Origin of the sequence: Parabacteroides sp. AF17-28, assembly GCF_003479205.1 — a bacterium.
Classification (GTDB): domain Bacteria; phylum Bacteroidota; class Bacteroidia; order Bacteroidales; family Tannerellaceae; genus Parabacteroides; species Parabacteroides acidifaciens.
On the sequence record NZ_QUGV01000023.1, the window covers coordinates 42816 to 61109 of the forward strand.

Genomic DNA, 18294 nt, shown 5'->3' on the forward strand with positions numbered 1-18294 from the left:
CTATTAGAATGTGATATCCAAACCGAAACTATATGTACGAACATTCGGATAAGCCCACTGCAACTGTGACGGAGTGCTGTTGGCACTTGAGATATCTGTTTCAGGGTCAAGACCTGTATACGGAGTGATAATAAACGGGTTGTTTACATCGAAGTACACACGTACGTTTGACAAAATATGTTTGCTGGTCTTTATCGGAATGTTATATCCTAACGTAATATTACGGCAACGGATGAACCAAGTCTTTTCGTAATAATAGTCACCTGTTCCATAAGCGCTCTCTGTCTGGAAATAACCGGGCAGCGTTCCGCTTGTATTTACCGATGACCAAACATCACTGACAGAAGTCGGCTGGTTATAACCACGGCGCAAGTCATTTACGTTATTGCTAACCCAAGTTTTTTTGTAGCTACCGGCAGATAATTTATCAAACTGTCCGTAGAAATAGATATTAAAATCAAAGTGTTTATAACGGAAAGTATTGTTAAAACCGAACAGATAACCCGGGTCTGCAGAGCCATAAATTACTTTATCCGCATCGTCCAGTTTGCCGTCAGGTTTGCCGGTCTTCATCGGAATACCATGTTTGTCAACCTTGATAGAACCATCAGCTTCATATACATACCCATCGATATCTTTGATCTTTACCTGTCCAGGCAGTGCACCTGGCATATGATCGATTGTTTCACCCGGCTGAACCAGACCATCAGACAAATAACCGGAATAATAACGCATCCAGCCATTATATTCATCATAAGCACTCGGCTTCCAGTTCGGATCACGTTCTTTCCACTTATCACGATACAAAGAGAATGTCAAGTCAGAAGTCCATTCAAAATCTTTGTTGCGAATGTTAGTCGTGTTGATTGTCAACTCAAAACCCTGGCTCTGTGTCTTACCTACGTTAGCAATAATCTTGTTTACTTCATTATAAGAAAGAAGTTTACGCTCATTCAGCAAGTCAGAAATATTTTTATGATAATACTCAGCTGTTACATTGATGCGTCCGTCCAGGAAGCCCAAATCTAAACCGACATTCCATTCACGTGATGTTTCCCAAGTCAAAGCATTGTTACCCAGCTGATCCAGATAAACACCATTAATCATGGAGCCACCGAAGATATTGTTGCGTTCTCCCAATTTGTAATAACTATATGCAACATCACCCACATTAGAGTTACCGGTTTCACCATAGCTCAAACGCAACTTACCGTTAGACAAAACACTTTTCAACGGAGCCATAAAATCTTCTTCCAGGAATCTCCAGCCGGCGGCAACTGACGGGAAAACACCCCAACGGTTTCCCTCTGCAAAGTTTGAAGAACCGTCCGTACGGATAGTGGCTGTTAACAGATAACGATCCTTAAATGAATAATTCACACGACCGAAGAAAGAAGCCATACGAGATTTCGTTGCGCTTGAACCGACAGTCGGACGTTTTGCATTACCTGCTCCTAAGTTGTTATATAAGAAACCATCTGTAATAAAGTCATTACTTTTACCTGACAGCATTTCATATGTAAACAATTGATAGGAATGGCCTGCCAATACGCCAAAGTTATGATCGCCGATCTGCTTTGTATAGCTTGCCGTCAATTCCATCAAGTAGTCGGAGTTATCAGCCTGAGCCACATAAGCAGAACCATTTTCACGAGCTCCATATAAAGTGGTAGTCGGCATATACTGTTTACGTTTCTGATAGTTACGGTCGATACCGAAATTTGCTTTCAGCAGCAAATCCTGGATCGGACGAACTTCAAAGAAGACGTTTCCTAACAGACGTTCTTTCGTTGTCTTGTCTGTAATATCCAGCAGAGATACTGGGTTCGGAAGGAAAGAGGCATCCGAGTTCATGGAAAAATCACCATTCTCATCACGGATTGGCAGAGCCGGATTGAACTGGGCAGCAGAAACCAGGATACCCGAGTTTTCATTCTGTCCGTCTCCTAAAGGAATGTTATCATACTCATTACGTGAAACATTCAAGTTTACACCCATCTTCACATATTTACTCAATTTCTGGTCCAAATTAACACGAGCAGAATAGCGTTCCATCGCATTATTTTTGATTACACCGTCTTGTTTGAAATAATTGCCGGAAACCAAATATTTCGTATTGTCGTTACCACCGGTAACAGACAAGTTGTGAGAAGTCTGGAAACCTAAACGGGAAATTTCATCAAACCAGTTTGTATTGTTTGCCGGATTAGCAATCTGCGCGTCTGTATAAGTCGGAACAAAAGAAGTTCCAATCTCCGATTCAGACTTTCCACCATAAATGCCCACCTTATTCGTACGCAACCACAATTCACGGTTATAGTCATTGGTAGCCTTCATAAATTCGGAAGCATCCAGCATTTCATAAGACTTAGCGATGTCCTGTACGGAAACAGAACCTGAGTACTGTACTTTGGCAGCACCGCTCTTACCGCGCTTTGTCGTTACAATGATCACACCATTACCGGCACGCGCACCGTAGATAGCCGTAGAACTTGCATCCTTCAAGACTTCGATTGATTCGATATCGTTCGGGTTGATAGAACCCAGGATGTTATCTTTGTTTCCATCTTTATACTGGTTACCGCTACTCAAACCATCCGGTGCGCTTACCGGGAAACCGTCGATAATGATCAACGGATCGTTACCTGCCTTATCAGAAGAAGCAGCACCACGAACACGGAAAGTAGACTGACCGCCCGGCTGTGCACTGATCGTGCTTACCTGCAAGCCGGCTGCCTTACCAGCCAATGCATGGCTGACAGTAGAAACAGTACCAACTGGCGTATCATCCATCTTAACGGAAGCAACAGCACCGGTCAAGTCTTTCTTCTTCATCGTACCATAACCGACAACAACAACCTCTTCCAATGCCTGCGTATCTTCCTTCAACAGAACGTTGATCACGCTTTGATTCTTTACAGCTACTTCCTGCGGAATATATCCGATAAAAGAAATCTGCAAAGTAGCGTTGGCTGAAACTTCAATGGAGAAGTTACCGTCTATATCGGTAGTCGTACCGTTAGTCGTACCTTTCTGGACAACGTTTGCACCGGCAACAGGACCGAACGCATCGCTTACAGTACCGGTCACTTTGCGATCCTGCTGTGCAGAAGCGGCAGAAGCCGGAGCCGTTTCGGAAGTCAGGACAATGTGACGGTCCTTAATTGTGTATTTCAAACCCGTTTTGGCGGCAATAGCATCCAATACAGTCTGAATGTTAGCGTTCTTTTCATTAATAGAAATCTTTTCATTCTTATTGATCTCTTCCAGATTATAGAAAAACAGGAACTCGGACTGCTTTTCAATCTGTTTCAACACTTTTTCCAATGTCTCATTCTTAGCTGAAACATTTAGGGTGGCAGTTTGTGCATAGGTGGAAGCAACCACGCTCGACAGACAAAGTGCCAGCATTAACACGGTTAATTTCATGATTTTTATAGTTCTTTTCAGATTAAGAGAAACAACTATACGTTGATTATTCATATTTTTGAATGTTTGTTAAGATTAAACATATTCCCACGGCAATGGGAGTTTAATTGATTCACACTTTTAGAAGAGAAGATCCGGCAAGATTTTCTCTTCTTTTTTGTTTAAGACTAACTGGTGTTCATTTTTTCTAAGATTAGCAATTGTTTTTATTTAGATTTCAGATATTGTGACATGATGATCGTCTATCTTATAGCGGATCGGGATGGACAGGTGGATGATTTCCATTATATCCTTGATGCTCTGTCCACGATAGAAAGTACCTGTAAACGTACGATGGTTCAGTTCTTCAGACTTGACCGTGAACTGGACGCCATAAACATGGCTTAGCCTGTAAAGGATTGCTTGCAAGCTCTGTTCCGGAAAATAATAATACCCTGTTGTCCACGAAACATACTGGCTGGCATCGACAGGTTGTAGGGAGAAGGCTTGTGTTTTCCGATTATAAATAAATTGTTCGTTCGGTTTCAATACCGCCTGCTGGGCAAGGGCCGAAGTTGTCAATCGCACGGAACCTTCAAGCAGTGTCGTTGTCAAAAGCGAATCAGCAGGATAAGCTGTCACATTAAATTTCGTTCCGAGCGCTTCAATATCTTGTTCTTTTGTCCTGACGACAAACGGTTTATCCTTCTGTTTAGCGACTTCAAAATAGGCTTCGCCCTCCAGATAGACAACACGACGGGACTTCCCGTACTGAGCATCATAAGAAAAAGTGGTATGCGACCCCAAAGAAACACGCGACCCGTCCGGTAATTCCACGACATCCGCATTCAAACCGTCACCGCCTATATATCGGGTCGCCATAGTCTTCTCCTGCGAAGAAGACCACAAAAATAAAGACGAAGTAATCGCTGTTGCAATCATTGCAACAGCCGCATAAGTACTTATGCGCAGCCAGAAGGATTGTTTTTTATGCTGGCGTGACGTTCTCTTTTCAAGAAGTCGAAGCCAGCTATCTTGTATTTCAGATTTTTCACGGGATGGCGTACAGGCTTCATAAAGCGCTTTCGTTTCGAAAAACAGCTTTTTGTTGTCTGCACTTTCGTTCACCCAGACATAGAAATTGTCTAAGTCCCGACCGTGCAGCCGTCCTTGCAGATATCCGATGATTAATTCTGAATGTTCGTTTTCCATTTTCACTTATTTATTAGACGCAGATACAAAGTCGACACATGGTTAACTTGGTTCTTACATTTATACAACGAACGGGAAAAGAAAAGTACTCACAAGAAAAACCACTTTTTTTAAAAATTTTAGCCTCAACGGCTGAAACAAAAGTCTCAACGGTCGAAACTAAAGTTTCAGCCGAGGAAACTAAAATTTCAGCCGATGAAACTAAAGTTCCACAGGCATGAAACTAAAGTTTCAATAGCACGAAACTTCTGAAACTTTAGTTTCAAACTTTCGAGCGGTTGAAACTTAGTATAAAAAATAAGAGGGGGACTGTGTACATATGATTAAAATAGATACTTTTGTACTTTCATATTACATATATAATAGTAACGATTTTAAAAGCTATGATAAACGAAGCAATCTCGTCCATCCTGCAGCAAGAAGCTGAAGCAGTACGCAACATTCCGATAACAGACGGCTATGAAGAGGCTGTGACGCTCATCGTGAAACACGTGCACGAACTCGGTGGCAACCTGATCACCAGTGGAATGGGTAAAGCAGGGCAAATCGCCATGAATATCGCCACCACTTTTTGTTCAACCGGTACGCCCGCCTACTTCCTGCATCCCAGCGAAGCGCAGCATGGCGACCTCGGCATCGTCCGTAAGAACGATGTCATGTTGCTTATCTCCAACTCCGGTAAGACGCGCGAGCTGCTCGAGCTGGTGGAACTGACACGCGGTCTTGCCCCCGAAATGCAGTTCATCGTTATCACCGGCAACCCCGACAGCCCGTTAGCAGCCGAAGCGACCATCTGTTTGCCGACCGGCGCCCCGAAAGAAGTTTGTCCGCTGGGACTGACTCCCACCACCTCGACAACCGTCATGACCGTGATCGGCGACCTGCTGGTAGTGGGAACCATGAAACGGATTAACTTCAGCTACGCCGACTATGCCAAACGGCATCACGGAGGCTACTTAGGTTCCAAAAGCCGCGAACAGTGCAAAACCGTAAACAAATAACAACATGAGAAAGGTAATCGGCATCGGAGAAACCATCCTGGATATCATCTTCAAGAACAACCGGCCCCATGCGGCTGTGCCCGGCGGCTCGACTTTCAACGGCCTGATATCTTTAGGACGCCTCGAAGTTCCCGTCTCCTTCATCAGCGAATTGGGAAACGACCGCGTCGGCGACTTTATCCGCGATTTCATGGTGGAGAACAACCTCTCCACCGAGTTCGTAGACCGTTTCCCCGACGGGAAAAGCCCTGTCTCGCTCGCTTTCCTGGATGACGACAACAATGCCAGCTACACTTTCTACAAAGACTACCCGAAGCAACGCCTCGACGTGCCTCTGCCGGAGATTAACGAAGACGACATCTTCGTCTACGGCTCCTACTATTCGCTGAACCCCGTCCTGCGCAAACGGATGGTGGAATTTCTCGACTATGCACGCGAGCGCAAAGCGATCCTCTACTACGATCCGAATTTCCGCAAAGCGCATGCCGACGAAGCGATACGCCTCAGACCGACGCTGCTCGAGAACTTCGAGTATGCCGATATCGTGCGCGGGTCCGACGAGGACTTTCTCAACATCTTCGGGCAGGCAGACACAGAAAAGGTCTACACCAACCATATCCGCTTCTACTGCGACCGCTTCATCACTACGCACGGGGCCGACGGCGTCAACCTCTACTGCGGTGGCTGCCGCCAACACTACGATTCGCCCTCCATCCGCCCTGTCAGCACGATTGGAGCCGGAGACAACTTCAATGCCGGCATCATCTATGGTCTGTTAAAATATAATGTCCGCTACCGCGACCTCGCCAACCTCCCGAAAGAGACGTGGGCCAATATCATCCGATGCGGGATAGACCTGGCGACGGAAGTCTGCCAAAGTTATGACAATTACATTTCTAAAGAATTTGCTACCTCCTACCTCCGGCAGTCTTAAATATCATTAACCCGGGGTAGAAAGAAACTTGTTTTTCATTATCTTTGTAAGGTATGAGTAGTAGTAATATGATATTAGAACGATTTCTTTTCCTGTTTACCAGTGTGACCTTATTGGCAGGATGCAGCTCCGGCAGGGCACCTGAGATACACGCGCTCTGTCTGCGTGACGACATCGGTAACTACATTATTAAATGGGAAACCGATCCTCACACCGACGGGGCGATGAAACTGTATGTTTCCGACACTCCCGACTCTTTCGATATGTCCAATCCGTGCGGCTATGCCAACATCAACGACGGAAGGCTGACATATATCACCAACGACAACATCACCCGCAAATACTTCCTCCTGTCGTTCAACGACAAATATTACCGGACCGTCGGCGCCCGTTCCGTCCAGATGGACAGCGTGCAGAACCTGCGCGATATCGGCGGCTACTTCGATGAACACGGCAAACGGAAGACACAGTGGGGCAAGGTATTCCGTTCCGGCGAGCTCAAATCGCTGAGCCGCAACGACACGACCCGGCTGCAAAACCTGGGGATCAGGACTGTCATCGACCTCCGGGGAGAAGACGAGATAGCTCTCGCCCCCGAGAAATATGCCGGAGCAAACATCATCTCCATTCCTATTCCCGTAAGGGACAAAGAGCTTGTCCGCCACCGCCTGGAAGAAGGACGGATGCGCAAGGGAGACGGACTTGTCTTCATGCAGGACACTTACCTGCGCTACGTGACGGAAGACAGCGAACAGTTCGGCAAAGCCCTGAAAGTTTTTCTCGATAAGGACAACTATCCGATCCTGGTAAACTGTTCATTGGGGAAAGACCGTGTCGGTTTCCTGACCGCTATGCTCCTGTCCGCCCTCGACGTGCCGGAAGAAACGATTATGAAGGATTATATGGTTTCCAACAGCAATATAAACATCGGACAGCTTGCCTGCATGGCACGCGATCTCAATACGGATGCCCAGGAAACGATTACAGTCCTGCTCAACGCAAACGAGACATGGCTCGACCTGGCTTTCAATAAGATTAAAAAAGAGTATGGCTCGACCGATAAATATCTGTCGCAAGGGCTGCATCTTTCGGAAAAAGAGCGTAATACACTAAAAGATATTATCCTATACTGAAAAGTATCCGAATTATTTGCGTACCTTTGTGCCCACTCTGAATTTATTATATATACATATATCACATTTTGAAAACATTTGAAGAATTAGGAGTTGCCGCACCAATACTGAAGGCAATTCAAGAAATGGGCTATGAATCGCCCATGCCGGTACAGGAGGAAGTGATTCCATTCTTACTGGGAGACGACAACGACGTAATTGCATTAGCGCAGACAGGTACAGGTAAAACAGCCGCATTCGGCCTTCCTATCCTGCAAAAAATCGATGTAGCGACATATCAGCCCCAAGCACTTGTACTTTGTCCCACCCGTGAACTCTGTCTGCAGATTGCCGACGACTTGAACGACTATTCCAAGTATATCGACAACCTGAAAGTCCTTCCCGTCTATGGCGGTTCGAGTATCGAGAGCCAGATCAAGACGTTGAAACGCGGCGTGCACGTAGTAGTCGCCACTCCGGGACGCCTCCTGGACCTGATGAACCGCAAGACGGTCGACCTTCGCCTGGTGAAGAACGTCATCATGGACGAAGCCGACGAGATGCTCAACATGGGCTTTACCGACAGCATCAACGCGATCCTCGCCGAGGTTCCGGAAAACCGTAATATGTTGCTCTTCTCAGCCACCATGCCGAAGGAGATCGCCAACATCACGAAGAAATACATGAAGAACCCGAAGGAAATCGTGATCGGGAACAAGAACGAAGGGAACAAGAATATCCGCGATATCTATTATATGGTACAGGCACGCGATAAGTATCTCGCCTTGAAACGTATCGCCGACTTTTACCCGAACATCTACGGTATCGTCTTCTGCCGCACCCGCAAGGAAACGCAGGAGATTGCCGACAAACTGATACAGGACGGCTACAACGCCGACTCGCTGCATGGCGAATTAAGCCAGGCGCAGCGCGACTATGTGATGCAGAAGTTCCGCGTCAAGAATATCCAGTTGCTGGTCGCCACCGACGTAGCAGCCCGCGGCCTGGACGTAGACGACTTGACACACGTCATCAACTACGGTCTGCCCGATGAAGTGGAATCCTATACGCACCGCCGCGGTCGTACCGGTCGTGCCGGAAAGACAGGTATCTCCATCTCCATCTGCCACGTCAAAGAGAAAGGCAAGATCCGCGAGATAGAACGTATCATCAACAAGAAATTTGAAAAAGGCGAAATGCCTACCGGGCACGCGATCTGCGAAAAGCAGCTGTTCAACCTCGTAGACCAGATCGAAAAGGTGAAGGTGAACGAAGAAGAAATCGCATCCCTGATGCCCCAGATCTTCCGTAAGCTGGAATGGCTGGACAAGGAAGACATCATCAAGCGTGTCGTCTCTCTCGAGTTCAACCGCATGATCGACTATTACAAGGATGCCGACGAAATCCAGCAGGTAGACGAACGCGCCGCCCGCAGCGACAGAGGCGAACGTGGCGAACGCCGTTCCTTTGCCGCCGAAGAAGGCTATTCGCGCTTCTTCCTCAACTTCGGTAAGGCAGACGGCCTCTATCCGAACCAGCTGATCGAACTGGTCAACAAATGCGTCACCGGAAAAGTGCGCATCGGCAAGATCGACCTGCGCGAAAACTTCTCGTTCTTCGAAGTGGACGAACACGAAGCACAGCGCGTCATGGACAGCATGAACGGATTCGAAATCGACGGACGCCGTATCTCCGTCGAACCCGCACAGGGCAAAAAGGGAGAAGGCGAAGGTCGTGGCGGTAAACGCAGCTATGGCCGTAGCGAAGGCGGTTACAAAGGCAGACGTGACGGAGGCAAAGAAGGCGGACGCCGCTACGAACGCTCAGACCGCACCTTCCGCAAGGACGAACGCGACGGAGATCGCCCCTGGAAACGGACACCGGCAGCACGCGATGCCCGCAAGAAAAAACGTTTCTAAAAATAGCAACTGTTCTTTCATTGCAAATAGGAAGCAAAACACTTATTTTACCAAGCAAAAAGAAAGAACATATCTCGCATAACAAAGACTTTTGATGCAAATACGATAATATTTACATCAAAAGTCTTTGCTTGTTTAGCCGAAAACATCTTACAATCAGACACGAATCAGCCCATATTTTATTACATTTTAATACGAATTAAATAAAATCTAAAACAAATAGTAACAACTATTCATTTTACACCACACAAACTCATCTTTCCTTACTCTATATAAATACCTATTCATATATTTGCATCGTGTAGGTATTGAGAAGGTTTTAGGTTGCATTTTATTAGGCAATTAGATTTATAGTTATCAAAAACGTTTCAGTTATGAATAAAGTTATACTTTCTATTACAGCTCTACTTCTTCTGAATATGCCTGTAAAGGCTCAGAATGCGGAAACAATCAATCCTGAAATAAAGGCTCTGTATACTACCACAGAAACAGACCTCCGCGACTGGATGTCCTACTTAGTCTCTCCCGAATGCCGGGGAAGGCTGACCGGTGATCCCGGTTTCTTTCGGGCAGTAAACTACACTGCAAATCTGTTCAAAGAATGGGGATTGGAACCGGGAGGAGACAACGGAACCTATTTCCAGAACTTTCCCCATCCCTATACAGAAGTAAAAGAAGGGGGATATTTCAACCTGTATATACCGGTAAACAAAGACTGGATAGCCAAAGACTATCCTTACCCCGACCACTACATGGTTGGAGGTACATCCGACTCCGGTGAGCTGAAAAAGCTCGACCTCGTTTATATCGGTTATGGAATCACCGCTCCCGAATTGAATTACGACGATTATAAAGGCATTGACGTAAAAGGCAAGATCGTAGTCTGCGAACGCGACGTCCCTTATCAGGGAAAAGACCCGAAATTGCAGAAAAGCTGGACTCCCTACCAATATCATAACCGGAAAATGACGAACGCCGTCGAACACGGCGCCGCAGGCATGTTGTATGTAACCGTGACCGGTAACCCCAATCCCGGATGGAACAAAGACTTTATCTATGCTTGCATCAGCGACAGTGTTGCCGCCGACATCTTTGCCGGTACGGGGAAAGATCACCTGACAGTAAAAGCGAATATCGACAAAACACTCAAGCCGAATTCGTTCCCGATCAATAAGAAAGCCGATATCAAGGCTGTCACGGAATACCACCCCGACGGAAAAGGCTGTAACGTAATCGGCATACTGAGAGGCAGCGATCCCACGCTCGCCCCGCAGGTGATCGTAGCCGGCGGACACATCGACCACATCGGTATGATGCCCGTCCTGATGCCGGGTGCGCTCGACAATGCATCCGGTACGGTGATCGTAATGGGAGCCGCCAAGGCACTGGCCCAATCCGGCTACAAGCCCAAACGCACCCTTATGTTTGTGCTCTTCGGCGGTGAAGAAACCGGACTGATCGGCAGCGAATACCTCGCCTCGCACCCGGTCGTGCCGAACGAGAACATCAAGGCGCTCATCAACATCGACTGCTTAGGTACGGGTTACGGACTGGGAGCCAGGATCGCACCGAAACACAGCACTTTGTTCAACTATCTCGAAAAGGCTAACGACACCTACGTGAGACGTCCGTTCAAGGCAGTCCCCGGACGCGACGAAATCATCACCCGTCCGCGAACCGACGATGCCAACTTCTTTGTAAAAGGAGTACCCACCATCAGCCTGTTCTCTTTCGGGGCTACGGAACGGACCCCCTATCACCACCCCGGCGACGTGATAGAACTCATTCATTTCGACATCGTAAAAGATGCCGTCAAACTGCTTTCGGAAACAATGATAGAGATGGGCGACGCACCAGAGATCGAGGCGACCGCCCGCTAAGTACATATATCGCTTCAGAAGCGAGCCTATGCCTTTTTTAGATTAATACCTACACACTTTTCATGTTTAATCTAAAAAGAACAGAACGACATGGCTACAAAAAGAAGCATATTCTCAATTCTCGTTTTCTTCCTGATGGCAACCGCCGTCGCGTTTGCACAGAAGAAAATCACAGTGACCGGTACAGTAAACGAACCCGGTATGGGCCCTATCCCCGGCGCCACTGTTATCATACAGGGGACGTCGATAGGATGCGTAACAGACTTCGAAGGAAAATACTCGTTGGAGAGCCCGGCTGACGGTGTCCTCGAATTTCGCTTCATCGGTATGGAGACAAAAGTCGTACCGGTCGGAGGCAAGACAGTAATCGACGTGGATATGGAAAGCAACACCGTCGCAATGGATGAAGTGGTAGTGGTAGGCTACGGCACGCAATCACGCAGGACCGTCACCGCCTCCATCTCTACGGTACGGGCCGATGCGATCAAAGACATCCCCGCGGCCAGCGTAGACCAGGCCCTGCAGGGACGTGCCACCGGTATCAGCATCATCAACCCTTCGGGCGAAGTCGGACAGGCGCCGATCGTCCGTATCCGGGGTGTCGGCTCCATCACGTCGGGCACGCAACCCTTGTATATCGTAGACGGGATGCCGATCCAGACCGGCAACCTCTCTTACGGGGGTAACGTGAACGCGTTGGCAGACATCAACCCCTCCGACATCCTGTCTATGGAAGTACTGAAAGACGCTGCCGCAGCCGCTATGTACGGTTCGCGTGCCGCCAACGGAGTCATCCTGATCACCACCAAGAAAGGATCCAGCGAGAAGACCAAAGTATCGTACGACGGCTGGTTCGGCGTCACGACCCGTTCCAAATTCTTCGACGTGATGAATGCACAGGAATACGTGGACTTCAAGAACCAGGCCGTCCGTAACCGCTACGGGACGGACGAGATGTCGCTGACCGAAGGTTACACGTCGCCCTACGGCAACAAAGCCTTCAACATGTGGCAGCTCTCCGACGGCAGCTATGTGGACAGCGACTGGAAATCGGCCGCCTTCCAGACCGGTCTGCAGCACAACCACACCGTCTCCGTACAGGGTGGTTCCGAGAAGACGCAGTTCTACCTCTCCGGCAACTATACCGACCAGAAAGGAATGGTGAAAGGCGACAAGTACAACCGCCTCGGAACCAATGCCAGCGTATCCAGCCAGGCAACCGAATGGCTGAAAGTGGGAGCCAACGTCAATGCCTCCACCTCCCAAACCAAATATACCGACCGTTCGCGCAAAGGCGGTACGTTTGCCACCGAAGGCTTCACCCGTATGGCGATCATCAACCCGCCCAACGTCCCTATCTATAACGAAGACGGGACACCTTATTTAGGTGAAGGCGGTTACTTAGGCATGAGCCCGAACACGGTCAAGAACGGCTACACCAACCCCGCCGCCCTGCTGACCTACGGCAGCGGCGTACAGTCCGAGATCACCCGTATCCTGACCAGCGTATTCGCCGACATAAGTCCGGTCGAGGGATTGACACTCCGTACACAATACGGCATCGACCACTCGCGCGTGGAAGATAAGATCTTCAATACAGCCATGATGTTCGGCGACACCGAGAACGGCCATGCAGCCAACTATGCAGCCAAGAGCACACAGGCAACCTGGACCAACACCGCGACCTACACTTTCAGCCTGGGCGAACACCACTTCGACATCCTGGCCGGTATCGAATCATTCGAAAAGAAGCTGGATCGCTGGGGAGCCGCGCGCGACATCCTTTTAGACGATAAATACGAAGTCTTCCAGGGTCCCTTCGCTACCATCTCGGCAGACGGGAACGCCATTTCCGAAAGCAGCCTGCTCTCCTATCTCGGACGTGTCAACTACGACTACCAGGCCCGCTACATGCTTTCCGTCAACTTCCGCCGAGACGGTTATTCAGCCCTGAGCAAAGATCACCGCTGGGGTAACTTCGGTGGAGCTTCGGCAGCCTGGCGTATCTCGTCCGAAAAATTCTTCGAACCGCTATCCAAAGTGATAACCGACCTGAAGATCAAGGGCAGCTGGGGTATCGTCGGTAACACCAACGTGGCCGACTATGCCTCCAAATCCTACTATTCGAACGGTTACTACGGTGACAACGGGAGCTACCTGTTAGGACAGATCGCCGACTCGAAGAACCTGAAATGGGAGTCGAGCACGAAATACGACGTCGGTTTCTCCGCCCAGCTGCTGAACAATATCACGGTGGACTTCGATTACTACAAAACCGTCTCGTCCGACCTGATCCTGAATGTCCCGGTATCTCCCTCGAAAGGTATCCCCAACAACTACATCACCACCAATGCCGGCAAGATGAACAACACAGGTATCGAGCTGAACATCGGGGCGGACATCATCAAGACTAATGATTTCACTTGGAACAGCAGCTTCAACATCACCACGACGAACAATAAAGTGACGAAGCTTGCAGACGGCATCGACCAGCTGGTATCCGGAAGTTCCACCGAAACGACCAACATCACCGTGCCGGGCAAATCCATCGGCCAACTCTACGTCTATCCGACCGGCGGTATCGACCGCGAAACGGGACGCCGTATCTTCTACGGAAAAGACGGGACGAAGGTACTGCTCATGTACGAAAAAGACGGACGCTTCTTCACCGAGGACGGACAGCCGTATGCCGAGAGCGACATCGAGCCGGTCATCTGCGGCAATACGCTACCTACCTTCTACGGCGGGTGGACCAACAACTTCCGCTACAAGGACTTCGACCTCTCCATCCTCTTCCAGTATTCCGGCGGTAACTACATCTACAACGGGACAACGGCCACCAACAGCGACATGCGTTATTGGAACAACACCACCGACGTACTGGAGAACTACTGGACACCGGAACGCAAGGATGCCAAATATGCCTATCCTATCTATGGCGACAACTATTCCAACGGTTCCGCCAAGCCCATCTCCGACTGGGTGGAGAAAGGCGACTACCTGCGTCTGAAGAACATCTCGCTGGGCTATACGTTCAGCACGAAGAAATGGCCGAAGAAGTTAGGCATAAGCTCGCTCCGCGTCTACGCACAGGCGCAGAACCTGTTCGTCATCACCGGCTACAGCGGCCTGGACCCGGAAGCCCTGACCAACAACACGAATGCCAACCTGCGCGGCGGTACGGACAAGAACACCCTGCCCCAGGCCAAGGTCTATACATTCGGAATGAACGTCACTTTCTGACAATCCCTAATATGTTTAACGATAAAACACAGGAAATATGAAAACAACATTGATATATACCCTATCGCTCGGCCTGCTGGTGGCCACAACCGGATGCAGTGACTTTCTGGAAAAAGAACCTCCACTGAACATTACGGAACAAGACGTCTTCTCCTCCCCCGAACGTTTGGACGGAGCCGTACTCGGCTTGTACGGCAAGATTAAAAACCCGTTCATGGGAGCCAAGACATACGTCTGCATCGAGAATATCGGCGACGACATGGTGAACGTCTCCGGCAACGGATACGAGGCGCTGGCCTCCTACGAGATGAACGTCGGCATGTCTACACAGGACAACGTAGACACCTGGAACGCCGCCTACCAGGCCATCAACAGCGCGAACACCTTCCTTAGCAGCCTCGAAAATGCCAAAGAAACGGCCGGAAACAAGTACGACCAGTATGTGCAGGAAGCCAAATTCGTACGGGCTTTCTGCTATTACTACCTGAATATGCTATATGCGAAACCTTATAAACTGGACAACAATGCCAAATCGGTCCCACTCCGTCTGAAAGCGGAAAACGACCTGTCGGGCAATGATTGCCCGCAGTCGTCCGTCAAAGAGATATTCGAACAGGTACTCCGCGACCTAAGCGATATTTCCGCCCTGCCGGCAACGGGAAATACCTACGCTACTGTTACCCGCGCCTCGCAAGCGGCAGCCTGTATGCTCCGGATGCGCTGCTACATGGCTATGGAAGACTGGGACAAAGCGATCGCGGCCGGAGAAGCCATCAGCGGATATGCTTTGAGCCCGGACATCGCAACCGTTTTCTCGGCCCCTTACTATTGTGAAGAGACGATCTTCACCTTCCCTATGGCCAGCACCAACCAAGCCGGTATGCAGGCTGCCGTCCCTTATTTCCACTACAGTGGTTCGTCCTTGGTACTCGATGTCAAAAGCGGCATACAGGGCAAAGCGGGTTACGGATTGGAAAGCGATGCCCGTATCTCTAAGTTGACAGGCACGGCCAACTCGCAACCGATACTAAAGAAGTTCACCGACGGGGCGAGCTATCTGGACTGGGTGCCTATCTTCCGCTATGCGGAGACGCTGCTCAACCTGGCGGAATGCTACGCGATGACAGGCAATGAGGAGAAAGCCAAAAGCGCACTTGCCCAGGTACGCCATCGCTCCGTTCCCGCCGCTTCCGACCCTCTGGATATCGCTTCCCTCAGTGACGAACGCCTGAAAGAGGCAATCTACAACGAACGGCGGGCCGAGCTTATCGGCGAAGCCATCCGCGCACTCGACATCCATCGGCGGGCCGAGAATTTCGTCAAAGGACAAGGTACTCCCAAAGCCTTCACCGTAACCCCGACCACTAACGGTTACATCTGGCCGATACCGACAATCGAACGGGCGGTAAACAAACTGATCACGGATTAGTATAACCAACGGTATAAGCCGACAGCCCTCACCCGACAAAGGTGGGGGCTTGTTGTTTCAACATCCTGAACCCGATCCGGCAATACAGGCATTTCTTCTTCTCACAATATTCGCGCTTCAACTGAATCAGCGCCTGGCTGTCGCCCGCATGACGGACAGTGATGCCGGCATGGCAGAAGGTGGAAACAATGCTGTTCTTTTCCGGCGGAATGCTTTCCAGAAGACGGGTGGCCCGTTCGCAATATTCAGGCTGTTTGTTGCGGAGCCCATAAGCGAAAAGCATCGGGACAACCGTATTGATCAGCAGGATGTTCAAGGCATTCTCACCCATCGGTTTCTCTTTCCGGGGAGAGGCATAGCGGAAATGGTAGTGCGTTTCCCAATAGTCCGAAGGGGAAACACGGAAATACTTCTTAATATCCCCGGTACTGCCTGCTTCCAGGATTGCGGAAAAAAGGGTGTCGTGCTGTACCCAGAGAGTCGCTAACTGGGCCACTTTGAGATAGGGAAAGTTCACGGGCCGGGTACGCAGGCTCTTAAACACAAAATCATCCATTGGCGAAAGGCCGAACTTATGGCGCAGGAACTCGTATTCGCGTTGCAACAACCGGTAATAATGATCTTCATTCTCTTCTGCTAACATACCCGCCTGGCCGAAAAGCATCGCCTCCACCTGCGAAGAGCTGCTCCTCTGTTTCCGTATGCAACGGAGCGGAAGGCTCTTTGCTAATCTTTCGAACGCATCGTTATTCACGCCAAAACCGAAATTACGGGTTAAAGTAATATAAAAAACTTCATTCCAATCGTTGTTATAGGCATCCAGAAGGGTAAAGATGTCATGTGTCTTCCGTTCCAGCCGCTCGCTCAGCAATGCTTCCAGCCAGCAGTCTATGTGCAATGGCTCGATCTGCCGGATATAATCGAGGCACGGAAGGGAAGCCTCGCGGTAGAGCAGCCAGTCTATGCTCCGGGCGACAGTGTCGGGGACAGCCAAGACCAACTGCGGAATCGGTTCGCCATTCGTCCGGACAGGCAGGAAGTCATCCACACCGGTGACGTGCAGGACCACGCTGTCGTAAGCCTTGTCCGTATCATGATGATGCAGTAGCCAGTCGGAAGCTTTATCATGTATTTCCACACTTCCGGCCCATAACGTTCCGTCGATTTTTATTTTTGCATTGAAGAAGTCCGGTCCCGCATCCGTATTCTGCATTCCGGGGTCAATCACCTGGACAGGGCGTCCGTCTGTAGTAGCCAAAGAAGCGGCTGCGTAAAGTTTGTATTTCCAAACATAATGTAATAAACGTTCCATCTTTTTTCAGAGTTAAGATTTATGTCCCAAATCTAAGCATTATTCTTTATATTTGCAGCACGTTATCAATGGAAAGTTGAAAGTTAAAATTTGAAAGTTAAATATATAGAGATGAAGATTGCACTTATCGGTTACGGAAAGATGGGAAAGACCATCGAACAGATTGCACTTGGCAGAGGACACCAGATCGTGTCTATCGTAGATATAAACAACCCGGAAGAGATACACTCCGACAATTTCAAGAGCGCCGACGTCGCCATCGAATTCACCACCCCGGCTACGGCATTCAACAACTATATGCAGTGTTTTGCTGCCGGTGTCCCGGTCGTATCGGGCACGACAGGCTGGCTCGACCGGGTCGGAGAAATCAAGGAAATGTGCGAGAAAGAGGGAAAAACCTTCTTCTATGCCTCCAACTTCAGCATCGGCGTCAACATCTTCTTCGCCCTCAACAAATACCTGGCAAAGATCATGAACAATTTCCCAGCCTACGACGTCAAGATGATGGAAACACATCATATCCACAAACTGGATGCACCGAGCGGAACAGCTATCACACTGGCCGAAGGAATCCTTGAAAACGTCGACCGGAAAGAACGCTGGACGCTGGAAACAGCCGAAAAGGCAACCGACATCCCCATCCATGCCATCCGCGAAGGAGAAGTGCCGGGCATTCACGAAATCACATACGAATCGGATGTCGACACGATCAGCATCAAGCATGATGCCAAGAGCCGTGCCGGTTTTGCCTTGGGAGCCGTTGTTGCCGCCGAATTTACCGCCGGCAAGAAAGGGTTCCTCGGTATGGATGATATGCTTAAATTCTAATTAACAAAAAGGACAC

At 49.2% G+C, this 18294-nt stretch carries 12 protein-coding genes; 9 read left to right on the forward strand and 3 right to left on the reverse strand.

Translation table 11 applies throughout. The annotated features are described in order from the left end of the window. Positions 1–3: 3 nt before the first annotated feature. Both DWW90_RS15470 and DWW90_RS15475 read right to left on the reverse strand, forming a co-directional pair. A complete protein-coding gene (locus tag DWW90_RS15470; protein WP_115499311.1) occupies positions 4–3483 on the reverse strand; it encodes a TonB-dependent receptor in 3480 nt (1159 codons plus the stop codon). 156 nt (positions 3484–3639) lie between these two features. Next, positions 3640–4620, reverse strand: coding sequence for a FecR family protein (locus DWW90_RS15475; protein WP_122345602.1), 981 nt, complete (start codon positions 4618–4620; stop codon positions 3640–3642). A 38-nt stretch (positions 4621–4658) separates the two neighbouring features. Here DWW90_RS15475 and DWW90_RS15480 point away from each other — a divergent pair, with 38 nt between their 5' ends. From DWW90_RS15480 to DWW90_RS15515, 8 genes are all read left to right on the forward strand, one after another. Beyond that, positions 4659–4841, forward strand: a complete 183-nt coding sequence (locus DWW90_RS15480) for a hypothetical protein (RefSeq protein WP_122345603.1) — start codon at positions 4659–4661, stop codon at positions 4839–4841. A gap of 162 nt (positions 4842–5003) precedes the next feature. Further along, on the forward strand, positions 5004–5621 hold the full coding sequence (locus DWW90_RS15485) for an SIS domain-containing protein (RefSeq protein WP_122345604.1): 618 nt from the start codon (positions 5004–5006) through the stop codon (positions 5619–5621). Between the two features lie 4 nt (positions 5622–5625). Further along, the gene (locus DWW90_RS15490; RefSeq protein WP_122345605.1) at positions 5626–6555 is read left to right on the forward strand and encodes a carbohydrate kinase; all 930 of its coding nucleotides are present in this window, start codon (positions 5626–5628) and stop codon (positions 6553–6555) included. Between the two features lie 68 nt (positions 6556–6623). Beyond that, positions 6624–7688 carry a tyrosine-protein phosphatase gene (locus DWW90_RS15495; protein WP_115499334.1) on the forward strand — a complete coding sequence of 355 codons (1065 nt, stop codon included), beginning with the start codon at positions 6624–6626 and terminating at the stop codon, positions 7686–7688. 125 nt (positions 7689–7813) lie between these two features. Continuing rightward, positions 7814–9586, forward strand: a complete 1773-nt coding sequence (locus DWW90_RS15500; RefSeq protein ID WP_122345606.1) for a DEAD/DEAH box helicase — start codon at positions 7814–7816, stop codon at positions 9584–9586. Between the two features lie 374 nt (positions 9587–9960). Beyond that, entirely contained in the window at positions 9961–11466 is a 1506-nt protein-coding gene (locus tag DWW90_RS15505; RefSeq protein ID WP_122345607.1) for a M20/M25/M40 family metallo-hydrolase, read from the forward strand. A gap of 90 nt (positions 11467–11556) precedes the next feature. Continuing rightward, a complete protein-coding gene (locus DWW90_RS15510; protein ID WP_233547776.1) occupies positions 11557–14709 on the forward strand; it encodes a TonB-dependent receptor in 3153 nt (1050 codons plus the stop codon). A 37-nt stretch (positions 14710–14746) separates the two neighbouring features. Next, positions 14747–16138 (forward strand): RagB/SusD family nutrient uptake outer membrane protein, encoded by a 1392-nt coding sequence (locus tag DWW90_RS15515; protein ID WP_122345608.1) that lies wholly within the window; start codon positions 14747–14749, stop codon positions 16136–16138. Between the two features lie 28 nt (positions 16139–16166). Here the strand turns inward: DWW90_RS15515 and DWW90_RS15520 are convergent, their stop codons facing one another. Then, positions 16167–17450, reverse strand: a complete 1284-nt coding sequence (locus DWW90_RS15520; protein ID WP_122345609.1) for a DUF2851 family protein — start codon at positions 17448–17450, stop codon at positions 16167–16169. A 111-nt stretch (positions 17451–17561) separates the two neighbouring features. Between DWW90_RS15520 and dapB the strand changes: the two genes are divergently transcribed. Beyond that, entirely contained in the window at positions 17562–18278 is a 717-nt protein-coding gene (dapB, locus tag DWW90_RS15525) for a 4-hydroxy-tetrahydrodipicolinate reductase (protein ID WP_115499332.1), read from the forward strand. The last annotated feature ends 16 nt before the right edge of the window (positions 18279–18294 follow it).

Excerpts from the sequence above, each read along its gene's own strand:
- dapB (WP_115499332.1), top strand. The coding sequence starts at position 17,562 with ATGAAGATTGCACTTATCGGTTACGGAAAGATGGGAAAGACCATCGAA.
- DWW90_RS15475 (WP_122345602.1), bottom strand. The coding sequence starts at position 4,620 with ATGGAAAACGAACATTCAGAATTAATCATCGGATATCTGCAAGGACGG.
- DWW90_RS15500 (WP_122345606.1), top strand. The coding sequence starts at position 7,814 with ATGGGCTATGAATCGCCCATGCCGGTACAGGAGGAAGTGATTCCATTC.
- DWW90_RS15495 (WP_115499334.1), top strand. The coding sequence starts at position 6,624 with ATGATATTAGAACGATTTCTTTTCCTGTTTACCAGTGTGACCTTATTG.
- DWW90_RS15480 (WP_122345603.1), top strand. The coding sequence starts at position 4,659 with ATGGTTAACTTGGTTCTTACATTTATACAACGAACGGGAAAAGAAAAG.
- DWW90_RS15470 (WP_115499311.1), bottom strand. The coding sequence starts at position 3,483 with ATGAATAATCAACGTATAGTTGTTTCTCTTAATCTGAAAAGAACTATA.
- DWW90_RS15520 (WP_122345609.1), bottom strand. The coding sequence starts at position 17,450 with ATGGAACGTTTATTACATTATGTTTGGAAATACAAACTTTACGCAGCC.
- DWW90_RS15505 (WP_122345607.1), top strand. The coding sequence starts at position 9,961 with ATGAATAAAGTTATACTTTCTATTACAGCTCTACTTCTTCTGAATATG.
- DWW90_RS15515 (WP_122345608.1), top strand. The coding sequence starts at position 14,747 with ATGAAAACAACATTGATATATACCCTATCGCTCGGCCTGCTGGTGGCC.
- DWW90_RS15490 (WP_122345605.1), top strand. The coding sequence starts at position 5,626 with ATGAGAAAGGTAATCGGCATCGGAGAAACCATCCTGGATATCATCTTC.
- DWW90_RS15485 (WP_122345604.1), top strand. The coding sequence starts at position 5,004 with ATGATAAACGAAGCAATCTCGTCCATCCTGCAGCAAGAAGCTGAAGCA.
- DWW90_RS15510 (WP_233547776.1), top strand. The coding sequence starts at position 11,557 with ATGGCTACAAAAAGAAGCATATTCTCAATTCTCGTTTTCTTCCTGATG.